The following is a 21,662-nucleotide window of genomic DNA, read 5'->3' on the forward strand; positions in this document are numbered from 1 at the left end:
TCTCATATCAATAAGGAAATTGAATCAGTCAGACATCCCTAAATCAACAAGAGTTTTTCAACAGAATAAGCCCAAAGTAGCGAAGGCTGCATTCCTCACCAAGTTCAGATATGAGTATGAGAATAAACCTAAAGTAGTAGTTTGGAACTTTGCATGACAGCCAACCAGATAGTCCTGATCCTCCTGACGGTCGTGGTTATTAGCCTGATCGTCGCCTTTTTACTTACTTACAGAAAGCAAAAGAAAAACAATCCCCCAAAAGTTCACGGGCCACACACTCCAGGAGCCGGTTACGACCCTAAACATATTGCACGCAGCAAGGGCAATGGTATGGCGGACGGCGGCGTAGGTTGAAACAAAAGCAGCCGTTTGTTCAACCGCAGCGAACGACAGCTTCGTCCGCATAGCCGGCAATGGTTCCTTTGTGGGAGTAGAATACTCACAAAGGCCACTAGCCCCGACACTGAGCGAAACCTCTAATCTCCCTGCTGAACCCGCGCGTTTACGTATTGGGCAAACTCGAAATTTGGGCGCTCCAAATGGGACAAAGGGCCTGATTCGGCTTGGTCCGAACACAGGCCCCGATAGACTTTCTCGGTGCAGCCGCGGTCTTCTTCGTTCACTTCATCCAGCAGGGTTTTCAGTGCTGCAAAGTGATTTTTGGCTTCTGGGTCGTCGCGAAACTCGGGCGCTAAACCACCGCCGTAGAGAATGTTCACATGATCCGGACCATCGGGGTGCAGGGACAGATACCAGAAATATCCCGGTGTCAGGGTGATCAAGAGCGCTGGATAGATCGACAAGAGGTAGGTCTTGTTGCGGTCTTCCCCTGTCAGGTGGGTATTGTTGGGATGAGCCAGGGTCAGCGGCATTGAATCGTCTTTCATGATCCAATGGTAGTTAAAGGCGGGCTGGCCCGGCGGGCATGTCATGCGTGCCAGATCGACGGTACTGCCAATGGTCGGGCCATGGCAGACCGGCAGGTGGTAGCTTTCCATGAAGTTCTCGGCCAGAACCTTCCAGTTGGTATTCCAGCGGTGAGTTTCTTGGAAACTTTCGACATAGTTTTCCATGCTATATCGACCAACCAGGGCGTCTAAGTCTGCCAAACCTTCGGCAACTGGCGCCGCATTCGGGTTCAAGGTGACCATAATCCAGCCCTTCCAGTCTTCGCACCGGATGCTGGGCAGCTTGATGTCGGATTTGCAGAAGGCCGTATTGTGCATCATTGCAGGCGCCCCACGCAGCGAGCCATCCAGATTGTAGGTCCAGGCATGATAGGGGCAGACGATGGATTTCACGTTGCCGCGCCCTTCGAGCAGGGTGGACATGCGGTGCCGACAGACATTGGATTGCGCACGCAGGACACCATCCCGGTCGCGCAGGATCATGATCGGCTCACCGGCGATCTCCATGGTGGTGTAGTCGCCGGGATTGGGCAAGGTGCTTGCTCGACCCGCACACAGCCATTCTTGGCGGAATATTGTTTTTAACTCCTGCTCAAGAAACGCCTGTGACGTATAAACCGAAGGCGGCATTGCCCTGGCCTGTTCAAAGGGGACTGAAACATTTTTACTGAGCTCTTGCCTGGCGTCCATTGGGTTCTCCAACACCTGGTTGCGTTGGAAACTGTGGGCGATTTCTGGCTATCGAGCAAGCGTTCAATATCGGGCTGGTTCACCCGGGCAAACGGAAAACACCGCCCCCGGGGGCGGTGTTCTAGTTCTAGTTCTGAGGTTCTGCGGCTTGATCGTCGGCGCCTGCAGCGGGGGGCGGCTCTGTCGCCGCTTCCTCGGGCGCGGCCTGATCGGTGCTTGGCGCGGCTTCAGGTTGGGCTGGGGTCGCCGGTTCAGTTGGTGGCGGTGCCCCTGACGGAGCTGCTGCGCCGGGTACATCATATCCCAAGAGCTGAGCGGTTGGCGGATCAATGGCCCCGGTAGATTCAAGCCCATTGTCATACTGCAACCACATCACTGCGGTTTCAGTACCACCACCATAAACACCATCTACACCGCCAACATCGTAGCCGGCACCAACCAATCGGTTCTGTAGCTCACGTACCAACTCACCACGCGTAAGCGGATCAGTTAGCGCCATGCCAACAACAGAGGCTTGCTGTCCCTGTTCAGGTGCTGGGTCCGAGACGATTTCGTAGACCTTTTCGTCTTCATAAAAGGTTGAGCGATACAGCACGCCATCACAGGCATAGAGGGTTTCGCCGTCGTCAACGACCTTCTCGCAGTCCTGATCTGACGGCAGCGAGGTTGTGTAAACCAGCGTCGACCCAACAATGGCCGCCGTGAAGAACCATCCCCAGGCCGGATTATAGTAATAAGGGCCGTAGTGATAGTGTGGTGGCCTGTAGTACGGGGGCCGGTAATAGGGCGGACGATAGGCTGGTGGCCGGTATCCCGGAGGCCGATAGCCAGGCGGGCGGTATCCCGGCGGGCGACTTCCCACTGGTGGTCGTGTTCCAGGTGGCCGTGTTCCAGGTGGTCTAGCCCCAGGCGGTCGGGTGCCGGGCGGACGTGTTCCCGGTGGGCGTGTTCCGGGAGGTCGCGCACCGGGTGGCCGCACGCCTGGTGTAGGACGTGTAGAAGGACGTTGCCCCGCCGCTGGGCGGCTTGGCTTTGCTGCAGGTGGTCTTGCAGGCCGGGTCACAGGCTTTGCTGCGGGAGGCGCTACAGGCCTTGTACTGGGCCGGGCTGCGGGTTTGGTTGCCGGTCGCGTGGCAGGCCGGGTTCCGGTCGACGGACGTGTGCGCGCACCAGACGGACGGGTTCTGGGCGCGGTTGAGAACCCACCGCGGTTCCCACCACCTCCGGCTCTGGCACCCCCTCCTCCACCACGTAAACTGCGGGCATCTGCGGTATCAGTCGTGGGCGATAAGCGCATGACACTTTGCGGTGATGTACCAACAGACAATGCAAAGACAAGTACCCCTAGGAAGAGCTGGCGCATCAGTTTCCCTCCCTTTGCAAGTCAACTTCGCCGGGTTTTGGCCAGGCCATAAGCTCGGCGTCTTCATCCGGCTCATAGACAAACGCATCGGGCGGTATTTCGGGGCTAAAGTTCCAGTTGGTGAAGTAAGCGCGATATTGCGGCCAACCCTGCGTATAGGGATCGGTGCCAACCAACATCAACAATTCCGGCTGCTCGGGATCAGCGGCCACCCAGATCTGCCAATCTGTTTCATAGTCAGAAAACGCCAAGTGGTGCGCAGTGTGACCAGCAATTCGCGTCGTTCCCAAATAGGCCGCCGATTCCGCTCGATCAAGCAGTTCCACACGAGGGTGGCTGCTCATCACCTGCCAGATTGGCAAACGGATGTCATAGGTATCGCCAATCTTGTTTGCCAGTTCATCGAAATCACCCATGAACGGGGCCGAGACATAGGCGTTCTCTTCTACATCCAAAATGCTGAACTGAGCGCCATCAAAGAAGAATTCGCGGGTTTCGTCGCCAAACTCGCTATAGCCATAAAACCCAACACCGCGTTGCAGCAAATTAGCGCCGCTGCGCATATAGGTGATTTTCTCACGCCCATCGACAACCACATCGAAGGACACAAACCAATCCATAGACAGGGTATCCTGCTCGGACAGGAAGCTTGTTGCTGCGGTCAGGATTTCGGCGGCTTGAGGGTCGATTGAAGCAGAGGCTCGAGCTGTTTCAGGGCTCGATTGCGCAGTTGCGGCCCCCCATTGCGATATCCCAGTTATCAATACCGTTGAACCCAGTAATAACAGACGCATTAGCAAACCACCGCTGAAAACCCGTTGGAAAATCAAATCGAAACACAGGGCAAGGGTACAAGTACCGCAGAAAATCACAATAAATTTGTTTATCTCGGCGCGAAGCCGCGTAATGCGACCGGTTTGTGGGGCTATCGCCCGACAACGATATCGGCTTGCAGACCGCCTAGATCATCACTTTTTCCCAATCGCAAGGCGCCCCCATGGGCGCGGGCAACGTCGGCAACAATGGCAAGCCCCAGTCCAACGCCCGACCCCAAATCCTGATTTCGCGCTGGATCGAGACGGGTAAAGGCGCGAATGGCCTCTCCCCGTTGATCATGTGGAATGCCGGGCCCATCGTCTTCAACCCGAACACGCAACGACCGGTCGGTCAGGGTGACGGAAACACGTGCGCGCGTGCCATATCTAAGGGCGTTGGAAACCAAATTCTCGACAGCGCGGCGCAGCGCAACAGAACGCAGCGTCATTGGTCCGGCCCCGCTTAATTCTCCCAGCATCACGTCTTTGCCTTCGCGGCGCCAGTTCTCAACGATGTCCTGCACCAGGGCCATTGGGTCAGTCAGTTCAGGTGAGCTGGTTGAAACGCCGCGCGAAAAATCAAGGAACGCATCCAAAAGCTGCTGCATTTCGGAGACATCGCGCAACAGCGGCTCGGCGTCCTCTTCGTCCAGCATCGCCAGCCCAAGTTTCATACGCGTCAGCGGTGTACGCAGATCATGACTAACGCCCGACAACATGATTGTGCGCTGTTCAATCTGTCGTTCAATTCGGGCGCGCATGTCCAGAAAGGCGCTACCAGCCGCGCGCACTTCGGTGGCCCCTCCGGGTCGGTACGTCACGTTGCGCCCACGGCCAAAGGCCTGAGCTGCATCTGCCAGCCGTTTGATGGGTCGCAGCTGATTGCGCATGTAAAGAACCGAAATTCCGGTCATGAAAATCCCAAAGAACAGCATTGTCACAAGCAGTTGATGCGGGGCTGCTGCGGTAACACGCCGACGGTCAAAGCTGATTTCCAAAGGTCCCAGCTTGTTTCGAAACACCAAGCGAACCAGTCTTTTGTCGGGAAATTGCACCGCCAGAACCGAAGGGAAGTTGCTGCGCAGGGTGTCGCGCACGATACGACCGGAGAACTCGTTCCAGGCCAGAATGTCATAAACCGGGAGTTCTTCTTCATCCAGAAAGCGTGCCCGCATCCGTAGTGGAGCCAGCAAAGGAGCTGTTTGCTCCAGCATTTTTTCTTGAGTTGGCGAATCTGCCGCGAGAACTGCAATCATTTCTAGTTCGCGCAACACGGTAAGGGTCATTTGCACCGTTATGTCCTGCAAGTGGCGCTGAATAAAGGCCACGGACACCACCAATTGCAGGACCACGACAGGCAACATCATGATCAGGGCCGCCCGACCATACAGGCTGCGCGGCATATAGTGTTTGAGCCAACGGAAGAACATGGGTTAAGCCTATAGCGCACCAGCAGGGTTGTGAAACACAGAACTTGCAGGGGTTTGAAATGAATAGCAAATGACCGAGGCAGCATGATGCAGGCTCCAGATAATTTCAACCCGATCCCGGGAGACGCAGTAGAATTGGAACCCGGATTGCGCCGAATATTGGCTGCAAACCCGTCGCCAATGACCTATCGCGGTACCAATACCTATGTGCTGGGGCAAAAAAAATCCTTGGCTGTCATTGATCCCGGCCCCGCCCTACCAGACCATCTCAACGCGATTTTGGCGGCGGTTAAGCCGGGGCAGACCATCACCCATATCGTTGTCACCCACAGTCATCTGGATCACTCCCCTTTGGCTGCCGAGCTGAGCCTGCGCACCGGGGCACCAGTATTTGCCTTTGGAGATGCCAAGGCAGGCCGCAGTTCAGTGATGGCCGAGCTTGCGGCGGCAGGGCTGGCTGGGGGTGGCGAAGGTATTGATGCTGATTTCTCTCCCGACATCTTCGTCGCCGATGGTGACATCATTTCCAGCAGCGACTGGACGCTAGAGGTCATTCACACCCCGGGCCATCTGGGCAACCACATTGCCTTGGCATGGAACGATGCCTGTTTTACCGCGGATCATGTGATGGGATGGGCCAGCTCCCTCGTCTCGCCTCCAGACGGGGATCTGAGTGATTTCATGGCCTCCTGCCATCGCTTGCGCCAACGTCAGTGGCGCGTCTTCCACCCCGGCCACGGCGCCCCGGTTTTTGAGCCGATGGAACGCCTGGACTGGCTGATTGCGCACCGTCAATCCCGCGAAGCAGCAATTCTAAAGGAGTTGGAGAGTGGACCTGCTACAGCACAGACCCTGAGCCAGGCAATTTATATCACAACGCCCCCTGCCTTGCTCCCAGCAGCCGAGCGTAACATATTTGCGCATCTGGTTGATCTCATAGGAAAATCACAGATCTCCGCAATTGGAGATTTATCAGCCACCGCCAGTTTCAGGCTTCGCGACTAAACAGACAAATTATTTTCAGAAATATCACATTTCCCCTCTGGACGGCCCAATTCACCGGCGCTATACGACACAAACCGTTCCGGCGTAGCTCAGCGGTAGAGCAGTTGACTGTTAATCAATTGGTCGTAGGTTCGATCCCTACCGCCGGAGCCATAATAAGTCACTAAGCCCAATAGCTTGGTGGCTTTTTTGGTTAATTGGGCATTTGGCAGACGAAGCCCTAGGGCACCGTTTGCCTGTTATCATATAGTAGAATTTGGATCAGTACTTAGCCCGTTTCCTCTCTATTTGCCGCAAAGATGATGCCTGACACACTTCGCTATTTGCATCGGTAGCGCGTGGCTTAACCCATCCTTCGGAAATGTCTGAGATACTTCGGGTTGGCCAAAGTGTTGTGGCCATGCTTCTCGACCACTTCCTGTCTTTATTCAATGGCTGGCTGGTCTCCGCGGGCATCACCAAGCCTGGCCCAGTAGACACCCCATTTCCATTCTAACACGACGGTCCTCATGACCGAACGAGTTTCGTCGGGTATGATCGAAGCAACCCCACTGACGCGTACAGTCCAGACCTGACATCGGTGACAGCGCTAAATGCTGCAAATGCAGCTTACCATTACGGACGACAGTGCAACCTGCAGCATCCCATGACTTTTGCGGTTAGGTGTTGATAGACGTAAACTTGGATCAAGCGACGGTTGCTCAGGCCAGCAATTCGGTCGCCGGATCTTCTGTGAATGCATAGGAATGTGTGTTGATGTCCCCGCTCCAGCGCCAGACTGCGAGGAACCCTTCAGGCCCGGTTCGAAAGGCATGAGGCATCAAGCTGGGGTGGTGGATCATATCACCTGCCCCCCGCGTCCGGATATCGTCTCCGGCTGTCCACAGCGCTTGTCCCGCAATAATGGAATAGGTCTCGTCAGCGTCATGAAGATGCAGTGGGTAAAAGCTTTCCGGCCTCATATAAACCAACCCCAACCTCACATCCGGTGCTGGAATCGGCCCTTCTGGCCCCAATAGGCTTGCTACGCTAATCATCGAAGCAATACTTCTTTCAGTATTATCTTCGACGGGGTTTGATCCCCGGGGCAGCAGGTTCTGTGCTTTCAGAACTGCTCCTGCTGTCGGGTGGTTACTGCTAGCCATGACCGTGCGAATGCCCTGATCTAGAAAGCAAGGTGGTAGCGGATCAAAGGTCACAGGGGACGGTGTAACTATAAGTGTATTTGCCGTATGAGGCCCCTGTGGGTCGGTCTCGGCCTCGTAGACCCTTGAGATTGCCTCAAGCATATCTTGAAAATGATTATTCTGAACCATCGCCCATACCCTCTGAAAGATGTGTCAATCTCGATCGATTCTCGTCCATCGATCTGCGATCAACGCGACCGGTTCTGGTCGCAATTATGCTGTCGGGAATTTTTGAATTATGCGGGCTTGGGTACCCAACATTGTGCCGAGCTATGGAAAAAACTGACTGAATCCACTCCTGAAGAACTCAGGTTCGCACTTTTTGTTGTTCAATTTTGGTAAGGACTACGTTTTCGGGAGCCTCTTTACGGCCCATTGCCGAGCTTGTTGTTCTGCGCAGCAAAGGTTCGTTTCGACTATTCTTTTCGTTTATTAAGTTGCAATGAGCGTCAGAAATCGTCGACTGATGCTTTGGAAAATCAAAACGTGACATTGGCTCTTTGCGCTCTATTTACGGGAGATGTCGGCCGCATCAGGGAACTGGGCCCGATCCGTCGGCCAGAGTGGTAACTCTGCATGGCCACTCCTCCGGAGTTTTCGGGGCTGCGCTGTCTTACCCAGTTTCTTTAGCTGAGGTAGTTGAAAATGGCTTATGGATGGGACCGGCGCGTCGTAGCGTCTGACTGGACTATTTTTCAATATAACACGTCGGGCGCCACAGCCAATTTTTTGCCTCAGTATGGCACGGGTTCCCTGCAGTACTGGGAACTACCAAACCTGACAGCCCCCAATTCACATAATGGGCAACTGGGATCGGGTTTCGCAGGGATTGGTGGGGCTTTTCAAAACGAAGTTATTGCCAGCCCTATGCATTCAGACATGTTTGGCACTGCGTTTGATAGCGACCAGGTTTCAGGTCAATCGGCGACCGACACCACATCTACCCAGACAGCAGGAGACTCTGGCGGGCTTGTTGGGGCGTTGGGGATTGGTGGCTATACCAACGGAGAGATCAGCACCAGCGGTGAACTTGACGAATATACACTGGCTGTTGAAGCGGGAAAAACTTATACCATTAACCTGTTTGGCAATAGTTCGGGCAACCGGAACTCTCTGACCGACTCTTATTTGCGGGTCTTTACCGATGCCGGGCTCACCAACTTGCTGATAGAAAACGACGATTCTATTTACAACAATGTGACAACCTATCTGAATTCCTATGTGAGGTTCACCGTCGCCACCGATACTACTCTTTATGTTCAGGCCTCGGCGGTTGGATCATTAACAGGTGAATACACCCTGATCGTGGAAGATGAGACCGTAGAGCGCCCCCGTGACAGTCTGGACTGGGGCAGCAGTTTTTATGACACGACGGTGAACGTTTATTTTGCTGGCGCCGGGGAAATTTACGATGGCAAGGCCTCGCTCGGCTTCACCCAGCAGCAAATTGACGACACCATGCACGCGCTGCAATCGATGGTCAGCGGCGTTAATTTGACAGCCTCCCGGTCGCTGACAGCCGGGGCCGCCAATATGTTCCTGATCACCTATAACCAAAATGACAATTCATCGGGCTATTTCAATCCCGCAGGACTACAAAGCGCGGGTGTCGGCGCGTGGAACCTTTATTCCACCAGCTATCTTACAAATGGTTTCTATACCAACGACTGGGATCCCGGAAATGGCGCATATCACACGCTGATCCATGAGTTTGGTCATGCACTTGGCCTAGCCCACGCGCATCAGGGAGGCGGCACGTCTGACACCATGGATGGGGTGACCTCAAACAGGGGGGACTATGGCGACTATGGGTTGAACCAAGGTGCCTATACCATCATGGGCTACAACTATCAGGGTGACATTGACGAAGGGGATGACACGACCGGCACTGCGGGCGCTGTGAATTATGGTTTTGCTCTGGGTCCATCGGCGCTGGATTTGGGCATTCTGCAGTCCCGCTATGGCGCAGACATGACTGTCGCAACGGGTAACGACGGTTATATTCTCGATACCACAAATGACGAAGGAACCGGTTTCACAACAATCTGGGACGCAGGCGGTACTGATTACATTCAGGTGTTTGGGTCAACTGGTGCAACAATCGACCTGCGCGCCGCAACTTTGCTGTATGAAGAAGGCGGTGGTGGCTGGATATCCCACGTGGATGGCATCTATGGCGGTTATACTATCGCCAATGGTGTTGTGATCGAAAACGCATATGGTGACGCCGGTAACGATAGTATCACCGGAAACGACAGCGGCAACACGATCAACGGCGAAGCTGGCAACGATACCCTTAGTGGGATGGGCGGCAGCGACATTTTGGGAGGACGTAGCGGAACAGACCGAATTTTGGGAGGGGCCGGAAACGACTATATTCAAATCGATCCATTGGACCCTACAGTGGGCGATTATTATGACGGTGGCGCTGATTACGACATAGTACAACTGTTTGGGCTGAGCTCCTCTTCGACTTTTGACTTTGAAACATCAGCTTTTTTCAACAACGAAGCACTATCATTTGCAGGGCCAGGTCGTGCCTATTTCCTGGCGGCACAAATAAGTCCGTTGCTTGATGTGAGCGCATCTGCCCACGTCGGGGAGACCGTGTATTTTAACGTGCGGATGTCTAGCCAAACTTTGCTTGATCTGTCGGGTATGGGGTTTTCCGGGTTTGATCAACCGGGAGATGGGACCACGATAACCGGGGACACGGACACCGAAATCATGATCGGCTCTGCTGTTGATGACATCATCCTTGGCAATGGCGGCAATGACACCATGGAAGGTGGCGCTGGTGTTGATCAGATGATCGGTGGCTCCGGTAATGACAGTTTCCGCTATAGTGATGGGCAAAATGGCGCAGTTGGTGAAATCGCCAATGGCGGTCAGGGTGCAAATAAGGTTCTGATTTCCGGTAGTGGCACATCTGACCTAAGGGATGTCACCTTTACCAACATCGGTGAAATTGAGTTTGACTCCAACGGCCCGGCCGGAGATTCAATGGTGATTGTCAGCACTGATCAATTGCTTGGGGACGCAGCATTTCTCGATGCCCTGTTGGTTGACGGCAACCTTGGCGATGACCGCGATGACACGCTGCGCATTGATGCGCTAACGGTACCAGACGTCGATATGACGGGCTTTACCTTCCAGACATGGAACAATGACACTTACAATGATCAGGATCTGATTGTTGTGTTCGGCACCGGGGTTGCCAACAGGTTCTACGGCAGCTCGCAGCACGATAACATGAGTGGCTTTGGCGGAGATGACCTCCTGGAAGGCAATGACGGCAACGATACCCTTGACGGCGGTACCGGTGCCGACACAATGACGGGTGGTCTTGGCAATGACGTTTTCAGAGTGGACAACACCGGCGACACAGTGAACGAAACTGCAGGGCAAGGCGTGCTGGATGTCATTGAGACCAGCATCAATTACACCTTGGGCGCGGGACAAGAGATCGAGATCTTGCGCACAATTACCCCCACGGGCTCCTCGGGGCTGATCCTGGAGGGGAATGCCGGAGACCAACGGATAGAGGGCAACGCAGGAGCCAATATCCTCGATGGCGGCGGCGGTACAGACACCCTGGCCGGAGGGATAGGAAATGACCTCTACCGGGTTGATGATCTCACAACCGTTATCGAAGAAGTGGACGGTGAAGGGAATGCCGACGCCATTGAAACCAGTCTTAGCTATTCTTTGACAGCGGGCCTTAGCATTGAGGAACTGCGCACCAATGATGCCGCTGGGACGACCGCTATTGATTTGACCGGTAATGAGCTGTCACAGCTGATCTACGGCAATGCTGGCGCCAACCGGCTCGACGATGGCGGTGGTGCAAACCTGGATCTGTTGACCGGCTATGCAGGCAACGACACCTATCTGGTCAATGCAGTTGGGACGAGCATTTCCGAGCTGGCAGGTGAGGGAACCGACGATCAGGTGCATACGACGGTTGATTTTGCACTGGCCACCGACAACGACATCGAAGTTCTGAAGGCTGCAGATCGTGCGGCGACAACCGCGTTGGCATTGACCGGCAATGAGCTGTCGCAAGAGATTATCGGAAATGACGGAGCCAACACGCTTGACGACGGAGGTGGTGCTGGGGCTGACAGTATGACCGGCCATGCCGGGGATGATCTGTATGTCGTTGGCAATGCCGGAACAACAGTAACCGAGGCTGCAAGCGAGGGAAATGATACGATCAATTCTGAGGTATCCTTCACGCTTGGTGCATTTGTCGAAAACCTCGTCCTGCTTGGGGGGGATGATCTGAATGGGGTTGGCAATGAGTTGGCCAACACAATTGTCGGGAACAATGGTTCCAATCTTCTGGAGGGTTTGGGAGGAAACGACACGCTGACGGGTTTGGCTGGGGACGACACACTGGACGGCGGTACCGGTGCAGACAGCATGGCCGGCGGTACTGATGACGATCAGTATATTGTTGATAACGCCGGTGACACTGTCACGGAAAACGAAGATGAAGGCATCGACACCGTTGAATCCAGTGTCAGCCGCACCCTAAGCGCTCATGTTGAAAACCTGACCCTAACCGGCACAGGAGATACCGACGCAACGGGCAATTCGCTGGGCAATACTCTTACCGGCAACGAAGGGAGCAATATTCTGTCCGGGGGAATTGGCGAAGATACCCAATTCGGGGGAGAAGGCAGTGATACCTTTGTCGTTTCTCGTGAGCAGTTTGCCATCACAATGGGAGACGAGTTTTCTGACTTTCAGTTTGGCATCGACCGGCTGGATTTCAGCGCCTTTTCTGCAGGTGAAATCGCGCAGATCACATCAGAAGCAGTGACCAATGGGCTCGATTTCATATGGACCCTGTCCGGGCTGGAATACAGCCTCGGGTTCCTGACTTTCGCCGATAGCAGTCTGGCGTCTGCTGGCCCAGTTACAATTACCGGAACCGAAACGCAGGGTGAAACCCTGACTGCAACGGTTGGTCCATTGATCAACCCGGATGACATAGGCACTTTGACCTACCAATGGCTCCGGTCTGGGTCCTTGATTTCCGGTGCTAACTCAGACAGTTATACACTCACCCAAGACGATGTAGATGAAACGATTACAGCGCGCGCTGTATTCCTGGGCGGGTTGTTTGAGGACGTCCACCTGACTAGTGACGCCACGGCAGCTATTGAAAACACGAACGATTTACCGTCCGGAGCAGTGACGATCAGCGGAACGCCAACCCGGGGCGAGGCTTTGATTGCAAACGGCTCCGGAGTTTCAGACCCAGATGGAATTGACGCCAGCACCCTGGCTTATCAATGGCTGCGCGACGGCACTCCCTTATCAGGCGCGACCAGCGCCAGCTATACTCTGACTGTAGATGACATCGGCGCACGCCTGTCCGTAAGGTTCAGCTTCACTGACAACCAAGGCACCGCTGAAAACGTCAGCAGTGCTGAAACGGCGCTCATCGAACCACGCCATTTGACGCTTGTCGGCACACCCGATGCAGATGTTCTACGAGGAGAGGAAGGTAATGACACCATCAGCGGTTTGGATGGCAATGACCGTCTGGTTGGAAACGAAGGCAATGACAGCCTGCTTGGAGGCGACGGCAATGATACGTTGAATGGCGGCGACGGCGATGATTCCATCCTAGGCGGAGAAACAGACGCTGACCTGCGCGACGTCGTGTATGCGGGCGTGGGCAACGATAGTATCGATGGCGGCTATGGCAATGACCTGATCTTTGGCCAAGAGGGGGATGACCATATTGCCGGTGGCTTTGGCGCCGACGAGCTGCAGGGCCAGGAAGGCAATGATATAATCACCGGCTCCGCTCTGTCAGACTTGGTGTTTGGTGGCGATGGCGATGATTTTGTCAACGGCGGCTTTGGTCATGACCGCATCAATGGCGGCGCGGGCGCCGATAGGTTCTATCATCTGGGTATTGCCGACCATGGCTCGGACTGGGTCCAAGAGTACAATGCCGCCGAGGGCGATGTGCTGTTGTTTGGTGACACTTCAGTCAGCGCCGATGACTTCCAGATCAACCTGGCCCATACCGCAAATGATGCGGGCGAACGATCGGGCGAGGATGATGTGATCGAGGCCTTTGTGATCTACAAACCCACCGGTCAGATCATCTGGGCGCTGGTCGATGGCGGCGGTCAGGATGAGATCAACCTGAAGATTGGCGGGGATGTGTTTGACCTGACGGCTTAACATTGAACGAGAAAATCAATTGAAGTGATGGACTGATCCATAGGATATGGCGGAAATTTCTACTGGGAAGTTCAAATGAAAAACCGCCGCTTTTTCCAGGGTCCGAGCGTACTGATATAACGCCACCCCACCACTTGTTTATTTTTTGGCAATCGCCAGTCCCAAGCCACTTCCTTCGACCTCGTCCCGTGGTTTCAAAGCGATAAAGGGCTCAAAATGCTTTGATGAAATTTCTTCTCGATACCGGACCCGTTATCTTCGATCTGAAAACTGCCAAGCTATGATCCAGTTGCCCTATGATGCGAATATAGGCCGTCCCTTGGCTATGATGCCGGACTGCGTTGGAAAGCAGGTGTTGGAAGGGAACGCGAAAAATTCTTGAACAACCTTTAGCCCCTGTAAAAACTGTGTCAGTCTCGATCTCATAAGTTCCCGTTTGTAAGACATCTTGGGCCAGCGCCCTTACCTCTGCATCCGGATCAACACTCTTGGCCTCTACGTCCGGACTTGCGACCAAAGCGTATTCCAGCACCCAGTTGGCAGACCATCCATTTGGTTAGCTTTGCTTTTGATCATTTTCAGATACTCGCCAACTTCAGCTGGGATGTGGGAGCTGGCCGTTTCAAATTATTCAAGACTCCACTCAGACAGGATCTGGAAAACACGAAGCTGGGAACGCATGTCATGCTCAATGCGGCGCGCAAACATTTACATTTCATCTCGTGCCGGGCAATGGTGGCATACCTCGGAGGCGTTGTTTCCTGTTGGTGCCGTTGATTGGGTATCCCCCATTTTCTCTCGATGTTAAAATTCTTTCTGGGTCGCGGCCAACTACGTGCCGTTCAGCTTTTGCTTGGTCATACAAAGATGGGCAGCACCGACAGATACCTCGGTGTCGAGCTGGAAAATGCTCCATTTCACAACACCTGCAGAGCGTTTCCTAGCATGTGTGCGGCGACCGGTCAAAACCGCCGCAGGAGGCAGGCTCTGCGAGGTTGGGTTCGCCCGCGCGCCTCCAACTGGCCGAACAAACCCTAACCGGACGTTTGAACGGTTTGCGGTTTAGGGTCAGCCAGCGAATCCACAATATTCTGGATGTCTTCCTTGGTCAGCGGTTTGCTGATGTAGCCTTGCACAAATGGGTATTTCAAAGCCCGCTCCTTGTCGGCCGGCAACTCGGAGGATGAGAACATCATGATGACCGACGAGCTCAAATTCTCATTAGATTCCAATAACTTTTGGAACTCCTCTAGAAACTCGAACCCACCCATTCTAGGCATGTTGATATCAAGCAGGATAACAGTTGGCGGGAAACCATCCTCCCATGCGGTTGGGTTTTCGCTGTGGCCTTTCAAAAAATCCAAGCCACCTTGGCCGTCGCGTTCCTGAAACATAGGACCGCCAAACCCCCATTTCTTCAGCGCCCTCTTGACAATGTATTGATCCATTTCGCTGTCATCAATTACAAGCAATGATTGTAGCATGCGAATAGTCTCCTGTATGGCTGTTAGCCTTGTCCTCTGGGGCCAGCATCCGGAAGTTCGATTATGAATTCCGTACCGTTGCCCGAATTGAAATCGATTTTGCCGCCAAGAGCATCAACATGCTTTTTGACCAAGTAGAGACCGAGGCCACTGCCAGAAGATTGCGTTGGATGAAACCGTGAAAACATTGAAAACATTGAAAACATTGAAAACACATCCGCCTTTTTGTCTGCAGGTATACCAATACCATTGTCCTGGATTGTAATGACAAAATGGGTCTCAGTTGTTTTAGTCAACACGGTCACACTGGGAAATTCCTGTGTCTTACATGCATATTTTATGCCGTTCGAAATTAGGTTTTCTAGTACTTGCTTAAGTCTGACTTCGTTGCTGTGGGGGTTCCATGCGTGGTTGAAATCTTTTGAAACTACAACTCCGCTCTCTTCGATCAGCCCCTGTAGGTTATCAATGACACTGGTGGTCAGCTCTTCAAAATGGACAATCTCGGCTTCGCTGTTCATATACTCGGCCTTCGTAAGGTTGAGCATACCGTTGATCGTGCCCTCGAGATTTTCAGACAACTTGCCAACCTTTGCAACATTTTCTCTGGCTTCGTCTAAATCGCCATCGTCGAAATCGTCAATGATGTACTGCGACAGCCCTTTTATTGAGAGCAACTGCGCCTTGAGATCATGAGAGGTGCGATAAGCAAACTGTTGCAGTTCGTCATTTAGAACCGTCAAGTTGGCGTTGTTGTCTTCGAGCCGGGTCAAATGGACCGAGTTTTCTGCGATCCGTTTTCGATATGCGAGAAAGACGGTAATCATCCCTAGAGCGCCCAGGGCTATCAATACGCTGAAACCCAGGTAAGATTTTTTTCACCTGCAGTGTAAAATTTTGCTGGATGGTGCCGATTGGCTGGATGACTTCCAGCAGCCCCCGAACATCCCCGATCTGCCAGTCAGTCTTAGGCGACTGAGGATGGGTATTGTGGCAACTGACGCAGGATTCCCGCATCAGGTCAGCCGTCGCGTAGCGAACTGTCGCCACGCCATTGTAAATTTCAGTCCGTACAAAAGGCTCGGAGGGGTTTTGTAAGATAGCCTCCCAAGCATCGACGCGAAAGCTGTCGTTCAGACCAGCGCCTTCGCGCCATGGAAAAGGATAAGGACTGTATAGTGCCGTTGACGCCCCTGTTGGCCCTGCAGCGATGGTTTGCCCCAACTCAATGGTTAGTGATGCTGGCAACGGTATAACGCCGGAATTCCCCTCGAACCGGTGGGAAATCTCAATTCCTTCTGCGCGGGCAACTTCAACAACTTCCCTAGTGTACAGACTTCTAACCGCCGTAAGCGCCGTACTTACCGTTTGGGCGTTATTGACAACCGTTCTCTCGATCACGGTTCCCAGGAGCCCAGAAAGGATGAAGTACCCGGCGACCATGACGGCGGCGAAAACGGCAGCGGCTATGAAATGAGCATAACCCAAAAAAAGCTTGTTGAGCCTATTCCGGGCTATATGGCTAATACTCACATCTATTCTGTCTTTCTCACGGTTAAATGATCCGGTCTGCACAGACGCAAATGCGGCGGCGCGCAAAATGGCACAGCTTTAGTGCTGCTCCATCCTTACCGACATACGTGCGCGTCGTGAACTTTTTGTTAAAAGTGTAGACATGAGACACAGGCTTTGTTGTTGCCTTCGATGTGCCATTCTTTGGCACAATAGGGGCGACTTTCTGTAGGCTTAAGCCGCGTTTAAAGTTGGTTTCCTATTCGGATGATGCGAGAGGACGATCAATTTTTTTCGCAGTATGGACATCTAAGCAATGTACAGTGAAAGGCCGTTTTATTCCGTTGCAGTATGAACTGGTTTTTCGCCAGGCGCGTGAATGAACGTCATGTTTTGGCTGGAACCGGCCATTAGACGCGATCACCTCCAACAGCAGAAATCCGCAGTTTCACGACTTTGGTGCGTCGTGCAGCATTCGACACTAAGAGCGGATACCGGGCCTTCGCCACATAGACCATTTTTGATTGAGGGTTCATGCCAGCAGTTCAAATACCTCACCACCAACTATCAGGTTGATTTCATCCTGCCCCGCGCCATCAACCAGCGCCCACATGATTTGTCCGGTGGGCTTGGTTAGTTGGAATTGTTCATCTACTCACGACCACTTATCTCTGCTGAGAGTTGGCTTGATAGCTGATCTTGCAGCTTGCGGATTGCCGAATTTGCCACGTCTGTCTGTCGTCTAACAAGCTCACATCACTGTAATTTTGACGATGCCGCAATGGCTCTAATGGCTATTGTTCGGAATAGGATCTTTAACCGTTACAGCTCTAAGCCCATTGTATGCTGGCTGTAAAAAATCCTCACGTCGCGCAATAATTTTTGTATAGAAATTTGGAAGGCGCGAGTTTACCTGCCCCGCGACTGCCATGAAAGATTGAATCTGCGTTTCCAAGCTGCTGTTAGCTTTGTTGTCGCAAAGATCTTTGATCAAGTGTTGGTGAAGAGATCTAAGTTTTGTGAACTCTTTAGATTTTGCGATCTCGTTTCCACCAACGACGATGTAAATGGGTTCTCGCTCGGTTTTGCCCTTGAGCTCAACGATGCCAGCTTCGAGCATCCCTATTTCACCGCCAATTGCTTCCATCACAGTTTTGGAGACAACAATATCAAATTCTACGTGCCTGCAGATATTTTCGATGCGTGAAGCGACGTTTACAACATCTCCGATCGCGGTGTAATTGAAACGGCTTTCGGAACCGATGTTCCCGACGCAGGCCTGCCCCGAAGCACATCCGATAGCTAGTTCAATGGGTGGGAGCCCTTGCATCATTGAGGCTTGATTGAAATCATCCAAAGAGGATCGCAATCGAAGCGCTGCGCGCACCGCATGCAATTGATGGTTTTCGATATTGAGTGGTGCATTCCAAAACGCCATGACCGCGTCGCCAATAAACTTGTCGACCGTACCCTTTTCAGCTTGGATGTCGCGGGCCAGACACGTGAACAATTTGTTGAGAAGATCAACCAAATCTGTTGGTGAAATGCGCTCGCTCAGCGGTGTGAAGTTACGAATGTCAGAAAAGAGCACTGTAATGTTTTGTGATTCCCCTCCTAGGCGTAATTCCTGCCCGGTTCGGTCTAACTCCTCTAGCACTCCTGGCGCGACATAATGCGAAAGTGACCTACGGATGACTCTTTTGTCGCGTTCGGCAACGCCATAAAGGTAACCTGAAAGGACTGCAAAATTGACCATTCCTCCTGCAAGAGGAAAGGTTGCGTCAAACAAAATTGAACCGTGTTGAAAGCCAAGCCAACTGGCCAACAGAACCAAAGCTGCCGCGACACCTCCAGCAGCAAAAGACATCAGAGCTCCACCAAGAGACATGACGGTTGTTACCACAAGGCCAAGTGCGACATAGGACAAGATCTCTAATCCGGCGACCGTATCTGAGCGATGCAATGATTGACCAAGAAGCAATTGCTCGATGACTTGAGCATGTATGGATACTCCTGGAACGGATTCTCCAAGAGGTGTCTGGCGGATATCAAGCAACCCGGCAGCAGATGTGCCGACCAAAATGATCTTTCCCTCAATCTCATTTCGCAACCACTCGTCATTTGAACTGTTCATCACATCGACGGCGGAGATGTATAATTCTGGGTTGTCATGGCGAAATCGAACCCATAGCTCGCCTTGTTCGGTCGTTGGAATTACCAATCCACCTAACTCGATGAACCGAACAATTCCCTCTTCCTCATGTGCCCCCTCTAGTATGATGTTGGGTTCTTGCATCGCTACACGGAGCGCTTCGAGACTGAAACTTGGCATCAAGCCATTGGGGCCTTGCCATAGCAAGGGAACGGTACGGACAGTGCCAAAGGTATCCCCCGGTGCAACATTGATACTGCCTATCCCACTAGCGGTTTCGGCAAGTGGAGGTGCCAGTGAAGTCCACGCGGCTACCCAATTCAAGCCGTTACTGGGGTTGTCGCCGATTTGAATGACTCCTGCCTTAGACTGAATGTTACTTTCGTCTGTGGTAGGTTTTAGTGCGACACCCAGGATGACTGGCAACGAAGCATTCGCATTTGCAAGTCTGACATCATTGTCGAGCAGTGATAGTTGATCTGTTCGCGTAAAAAGTTCTGCATAATTGGGGTCTTGGGCAAATCTTGCGGGAGAATACCTATCGGGTTCGGCAAAAAGAACATCGAAACCAACACTCGCTGCGCCATAGGCGTTTAGTTGGTCAACCATATCGGCCACTAATGTCCGTGGCCAAGGCCACTGTCCAAGGATTGATAGCGAAGTCTCGTCAATGTCGACGACACGAACCGGCAAATCTGGTTCAAACAATCGAGGGGAGAGACGTTGCAAATAGTCGAAATAGATGAGGCGTGTGGCAATAACAGGATATGGATCCAAGATCCGCACATAAACGCCCAAGCAGATTAAGATTAATCCGCCAATTCGAAGAAGCCAACGACTGCGCCACTTTAGGGCTTTTTCTGCACGGCTTCGGCGTAAGAACCTGAAAAACAAACCTAACGATCCTTCCCTCTACCTCCATTTTCCGCAGAATTTCCGTGACCATTTGCGTTGCCTCGGTTTTTACCTCCAGCGTTGTTCCGGCCCTTTCCACCATTGCTATTTGAATTTTCTTCTCTTTTTGCAGCGCCCTGGCCATTTCCTGTGCCAAAACCATTTTGGCCTTCGCTAACACCGCCACCTCGTCCTTGGCTTGGGCCGTCATCGCCACTTTGACCGGGAAAACCAGTTCGTTCCTCTTCAGTTGGTTCTGGTTCATCTGGTGTCGATGGGGGATCTGGTTCATCTGGTGTCGAAGCTGGATCTGGCTCAGGCCGTGGGGCAGGCACCGGAGGTTGCACAAAGGGAAGCAAAGGTTGTGGGGGGGTGATTAGGGGGTTGAAAATTGCTTGATTTGGTGGAACTTGGTGCCGCCTGCAACCGGCTGTTGGTGCATGCAATTGTTCATTGAGCGCCCTCTGAGACAAGATGAAGGGGAAACCTAAAGAAAGTAACGCGCTTGCTTGTTGCGGTCCGTTCGGGACGCCGATGGTTCCGCGAGGTGTAGTTGCTGCAATTTTGCAGGACCCTCTCACCAACGAACAACTCCCACTACTCCCACACATGCGCACTGAGCCGTTAAGAATTGCCATTGAAGTTTGGCGGTCTGACAAAACCCAAAAATCGAATATTGTCCCTCGAACACCCATCGTGGCAGTTGGGGTGGTTACCGTGTATGCTTTGCGCCTGCTATTTCCTGATACAAAACGGAATGATCCTCCAATAGCGTTAATGTTAAATTGGCTTGCCCGATTGCTTCTACGATTGAAAGAGGCGTCAACGGTCATCGTGGAATTTGGGCCCACTGCAATTTTTGTGCCATCATTGAAAAGTAGTTGAACGATACCGGTTTTGTTGGTTTTGATGACGTCTCCGGTATCCACCGGCATACCAGCTGAAATGCGCTGTCTTCGCCCGTCGCTCGTAACGTTTGCGCCGCTTTTAACCTCAAGCACCTTCCCAATCGATGCCTCGGCAGAACTAAAGTGCGTCGCAATAAGCGCGCAGATTCCATATCGTAATATGAGGCCGCACCATGTCATGTAGTGTCTCCTCCTAGAGACTACGATGGGCTGGTCGCTATGGGGACCGCTTCTATTTGTCGGTCCTTCAGGACCCAAAATGTGCCTGAATCTTAGCTTTCTGCGTGGCGCGGAGTATTACTTAGTTTTTGGATTTTTGCAAGGATTGATGGCTGATTGATGGCGTGCCGCATAAGCCGGCGACGGAGAAAAGTGCGCTTTGCATTCAGCTATTGGAATATTCACCAGCATCTGCGAGCAAAAGGCAGGTCAAGCCGGAGACGTCGAAGAAACGATGTTAGAATGTTACAATTCGTGGTATGATAAATGCGGAGGGCCGTTCATGTTACGCGTTGGCCTATCGACCTTTGCTCTAGTTCTGATATCCGGTTTTGCTGAAGCCGGTGCGCTCTATGATGCGGCAAAGATGGGTGATCTGGGGTCAGTCGAGCATCTTATTTCGACTGGTGAGAATGTTGACGCATTAGGCCCAAACAAGGAAACACCACTAACTGCAGCCACGCTGAGCGACGATGTCAAAATTGCCGAAATCCTAATTGACCGTGGCGCCAATGTAATGGCGCGCAACACTGGCGGGTTCACAGCTCTGCATGCCGCGGCCTATGCTGGAAGTGCAAAAGTCGCGGCGTTATTGCTAGCCAACGGCGCTGGTCTTGAAGACGTCCGGAATGTTTCTGGCGCGACACCCTTAATCGTAGCGGCAGAGGAAAACAATTTGGAAGTTGCTCGGCTGTTGATCGCGCGCGGTGCAAATATAAGTATTTTGGACAGAGACGGATTTTCTGCGCTGACCGGGGCATGGTCAAAAAACCGGATTGAGATGGTGCGATTGCTAAAGCAAAACGGCGCGGTCTGCCAACCTAGTGAGGTGCTGGGGACAGAAGAATATTACAGGAAATGCGTTGAATATGGCAAATAGCAGGA

15 protein-coding genes, 1 tRNA gene and 1 pseudogene are annotated in these 21,662 nt (G+C 52.8%); 6 read left to right on the top strand and 11 right to left on the bottom strand.

All coding sequences use genetic code 11. From position 1 onward, the window contains the following. Positions 1-153 precede the first annotated feature (153 nt). On the top strand, positions 154-354 hold the full coding sequence (locus AC2T28_RS10625; RefSeq protein ID WP_486748974.1) for a hypothetical protein: 201 nt from the start codon (positions 154-156) through the stop codon (positions 352-354). A gap of 122 nt (positions 355-476) precedes the next feature. Here the strand turns inward: AC2T28_RS10625 and AC2T28_RS10630 are convergent, their stop codons facing one another. The 4 genes from AC2T28_RS10630 to AC2T28_RS10645 form a co-directional block, all read right to left on the bottom strand. Further along, positions 477-1,598, bottom strand: coding sequence for an aromatic ring-hydroxylating oxygenase subunit alpha (locus AC2T28_RS10630; RefSeq protein ID WP_486748975.1), 1,122 nt, complete (start codon positions 1,596-1,598; stop codon positions 477-479). A gap of 127 nt (positions 1,599-1,725) precedes the next feature. Next, positions 1,726-2,460 carry a peptidoglycan-binding domain-containing protein gene (locus tag AC2T28_RS10635; RefSeq protein ID WP_486748976.1) on the bottom strand — a complete coding sequence of 245 codons (735 nt, stop codon included), beginning with the start codon at positions 2,458-2,460 and terminating at the stop codon, positions 1,726-1,728. Positions 2,461-2,960: 500 nt separating this feature from the next. Then, a complete protein-coding gene (locus AC2T28_RS10640) occupies positions 2,961-3,755 on the bottom strand; it encodes a DUF2092 domain-containing protein (protein WP_486748977.1) in 795 nt (264 codons plus the stop codon). Positions 3,756-3,886: 131 nt separating this feature from the next. Then, positions 3,887-5,206 carry an ATP-binding protein gene (locus AC2T28_RS10645; RefSeq protein WP_486748978.1) on the bottom strand — a complete coding sequence of 440 codons (1,320 nt, stop codon included), beginning with the start codon at positions 5,204-5,206 and terminating at the stop codon, positions 3,887-3,889. Between the two features lie 87 nt (positions 5,207-5,293). On the opposite strand from AC2T28_RS10645, the gene AC2T28_RS10650 reads away from it, so the two are divergent. The 3 genes from AC2T28_RS10650 to AC2T28_RS10660 all read left to right on the top strand — a co-directional run bounded on the left by AC2T28_RS10650 (position 5,294) and on the right by AC2T28_RS10660 (position 6,707). Then, complete coding sequence (locus tag AC2T28_RS10650) at positions 5,294-6,211, top strand: MBL fold metallo-hydrolase (RefSeq protein ID WP_486749513.1); 918 nt, start codon at positions 5,294-5,296, stop codon at positions 6,209-6,211. Positions 6,212-6,289: 78 nt separating this feature from the next. Beyond that, positions 6,290-6,364 (top strand) — tRNA-Asn (locus AC2T28_RS10655). 208 nt (positions 6,365-6,572) lie between these two features. Then, positions 6,573-6,707, top strand: a complete 135-nt coding sequence (locus AC2T28_RS10660; RefSeq protein WP_486748979.1) for a hypothetical protein — start codon at positions 6,573-6,575, stop codon at positions 6,705-6,707. Positions 6,708-6,912: 205 nt separating this feature from the next. Here the strand turns inward: AC2T28_RS10660 and AC2T28_RS10665 are convergent, their stop codons facing one another. After that, a complete protein-coding gene (locus AC2T28_RS10665) occupies positions 6,913-7,527 on the bottom strand; it encodes a dimethylsulfonioproprionate lyase family protein (RefSeq protein WP_486748980.1) in 615 nt (204 codons plus the stop codon). 516 nt (positions 7,528-8,043) lie between these two features. Between AC2T28_RS10665 and AC2T28_RS10670 the strand changes: the two genes are divergently transcribed. Beyond that, positions 8,044-13,608: a M10 family metallopeptidase C-terminal domain-containing protein gene (locus AC2T28_RS10670; RefSeq protein WP_486748981.1), complete on the top strand. Its 5,565-nt coding sequence runs from the start codon at positions 8,044-8,046 to the stop codon at positions 13,606-13,608. Between the two features lie 1,034 nt (positions 13,609-14,642). On the opposite strand, the gene AC2T28_RS10675 is transcribed toward AC2T28_RS10670, so the two are convergent. The 6 genes and pseudogenes from AC2T28_RS10675 to AC2T28_RS10700 all read right to left on the bottom strand — a co-directional run. Further along, complete coding sequence (locus AC2T28_RS10675; RefSeq protein WP_486748982.1) at positions 14,643-15,092, bottom strand: response regulator; 450 nt, start codon at positions 15,090-15,092, stop codon at positions 14,643-14,645. 23 nt (positions 15,093-15,115) lie between these two features. Continuing rightward, a complete protein-coding gene (locus tag AC2T28_RS10680) occupies positions 15,116-15,835 on the bottom strand; it encodes a sensor histidine kinase (RefSeq protein WP_486748983.1) in 720 nt (239 codons plus the stop codon). Then, positions 15,819-16,667 (bottom strand): Tll0287-like domain-containing protein, encoded by an 849-nt coding sequence (locus AC2T28_RS10685; protein ID WP_486748984.1) that lies wholly within the window; start codon positions 16,665-16,667, stop codon positions 15,819-15,821. Before AC2T28_RS10685 ends, AC2T28_RS10680 begins: the two co-directional genes overlap by 17 nt. Positions 16,668-17,391: 724 nt before the next feature. Next, on the bottom strand, positions 17,392-19,542 hold the full coding sequence (locus tag AC2T28_RS10690) for a CHASE2 domain-containing protein (RefSeq protein WP_486748985.1): 2,151 nt from the start codon (positions 19,540-19,542) through the stop codon (positions 17,392-17,394). Further along, a complete protein-coding gene (locus tag AC2T28_RS10695; protein WP_486749531.1) occupies positions 19,457-19,942 on the bottom strand; it encodes a hypothetical protein in 486 nt (161 codons plus the stop codon). The genes AC2T28_RS10690 and AC2T28_RS10695 overlap by 86 nt, the downstream gene beginning before the upstream one ends. A 331-nt stretch (positions 19,943-20,273) precedes the next feature. Then, positions 20,274-20,738, bottom strand: a pseudogene (locus AC2T28_RS10700) (FecR family protein); the annotation flags it as partial. Positions 20,739-21,060: 322 nt separating this feature from the next. Between AC2T28_RS10700 and AC2T28_RS10705 the strand changes: the two are divergent. Continuing rightward, complete coding sequence (locus AC2T28_RS10705) at positions 21,061-21,657, top strand: ankyrin repeat domain-containing protein (protein ID WP_486748986.1); 597 nt, start codon at positions 21,061-21,063, stop codon at positions 21,655-21,657. Positions 21,658-21,662: the final 5 nt, after the last annotated feature.

Source organism: Parasedimentitalea nitratireducens, assembly GCF_057444295.1.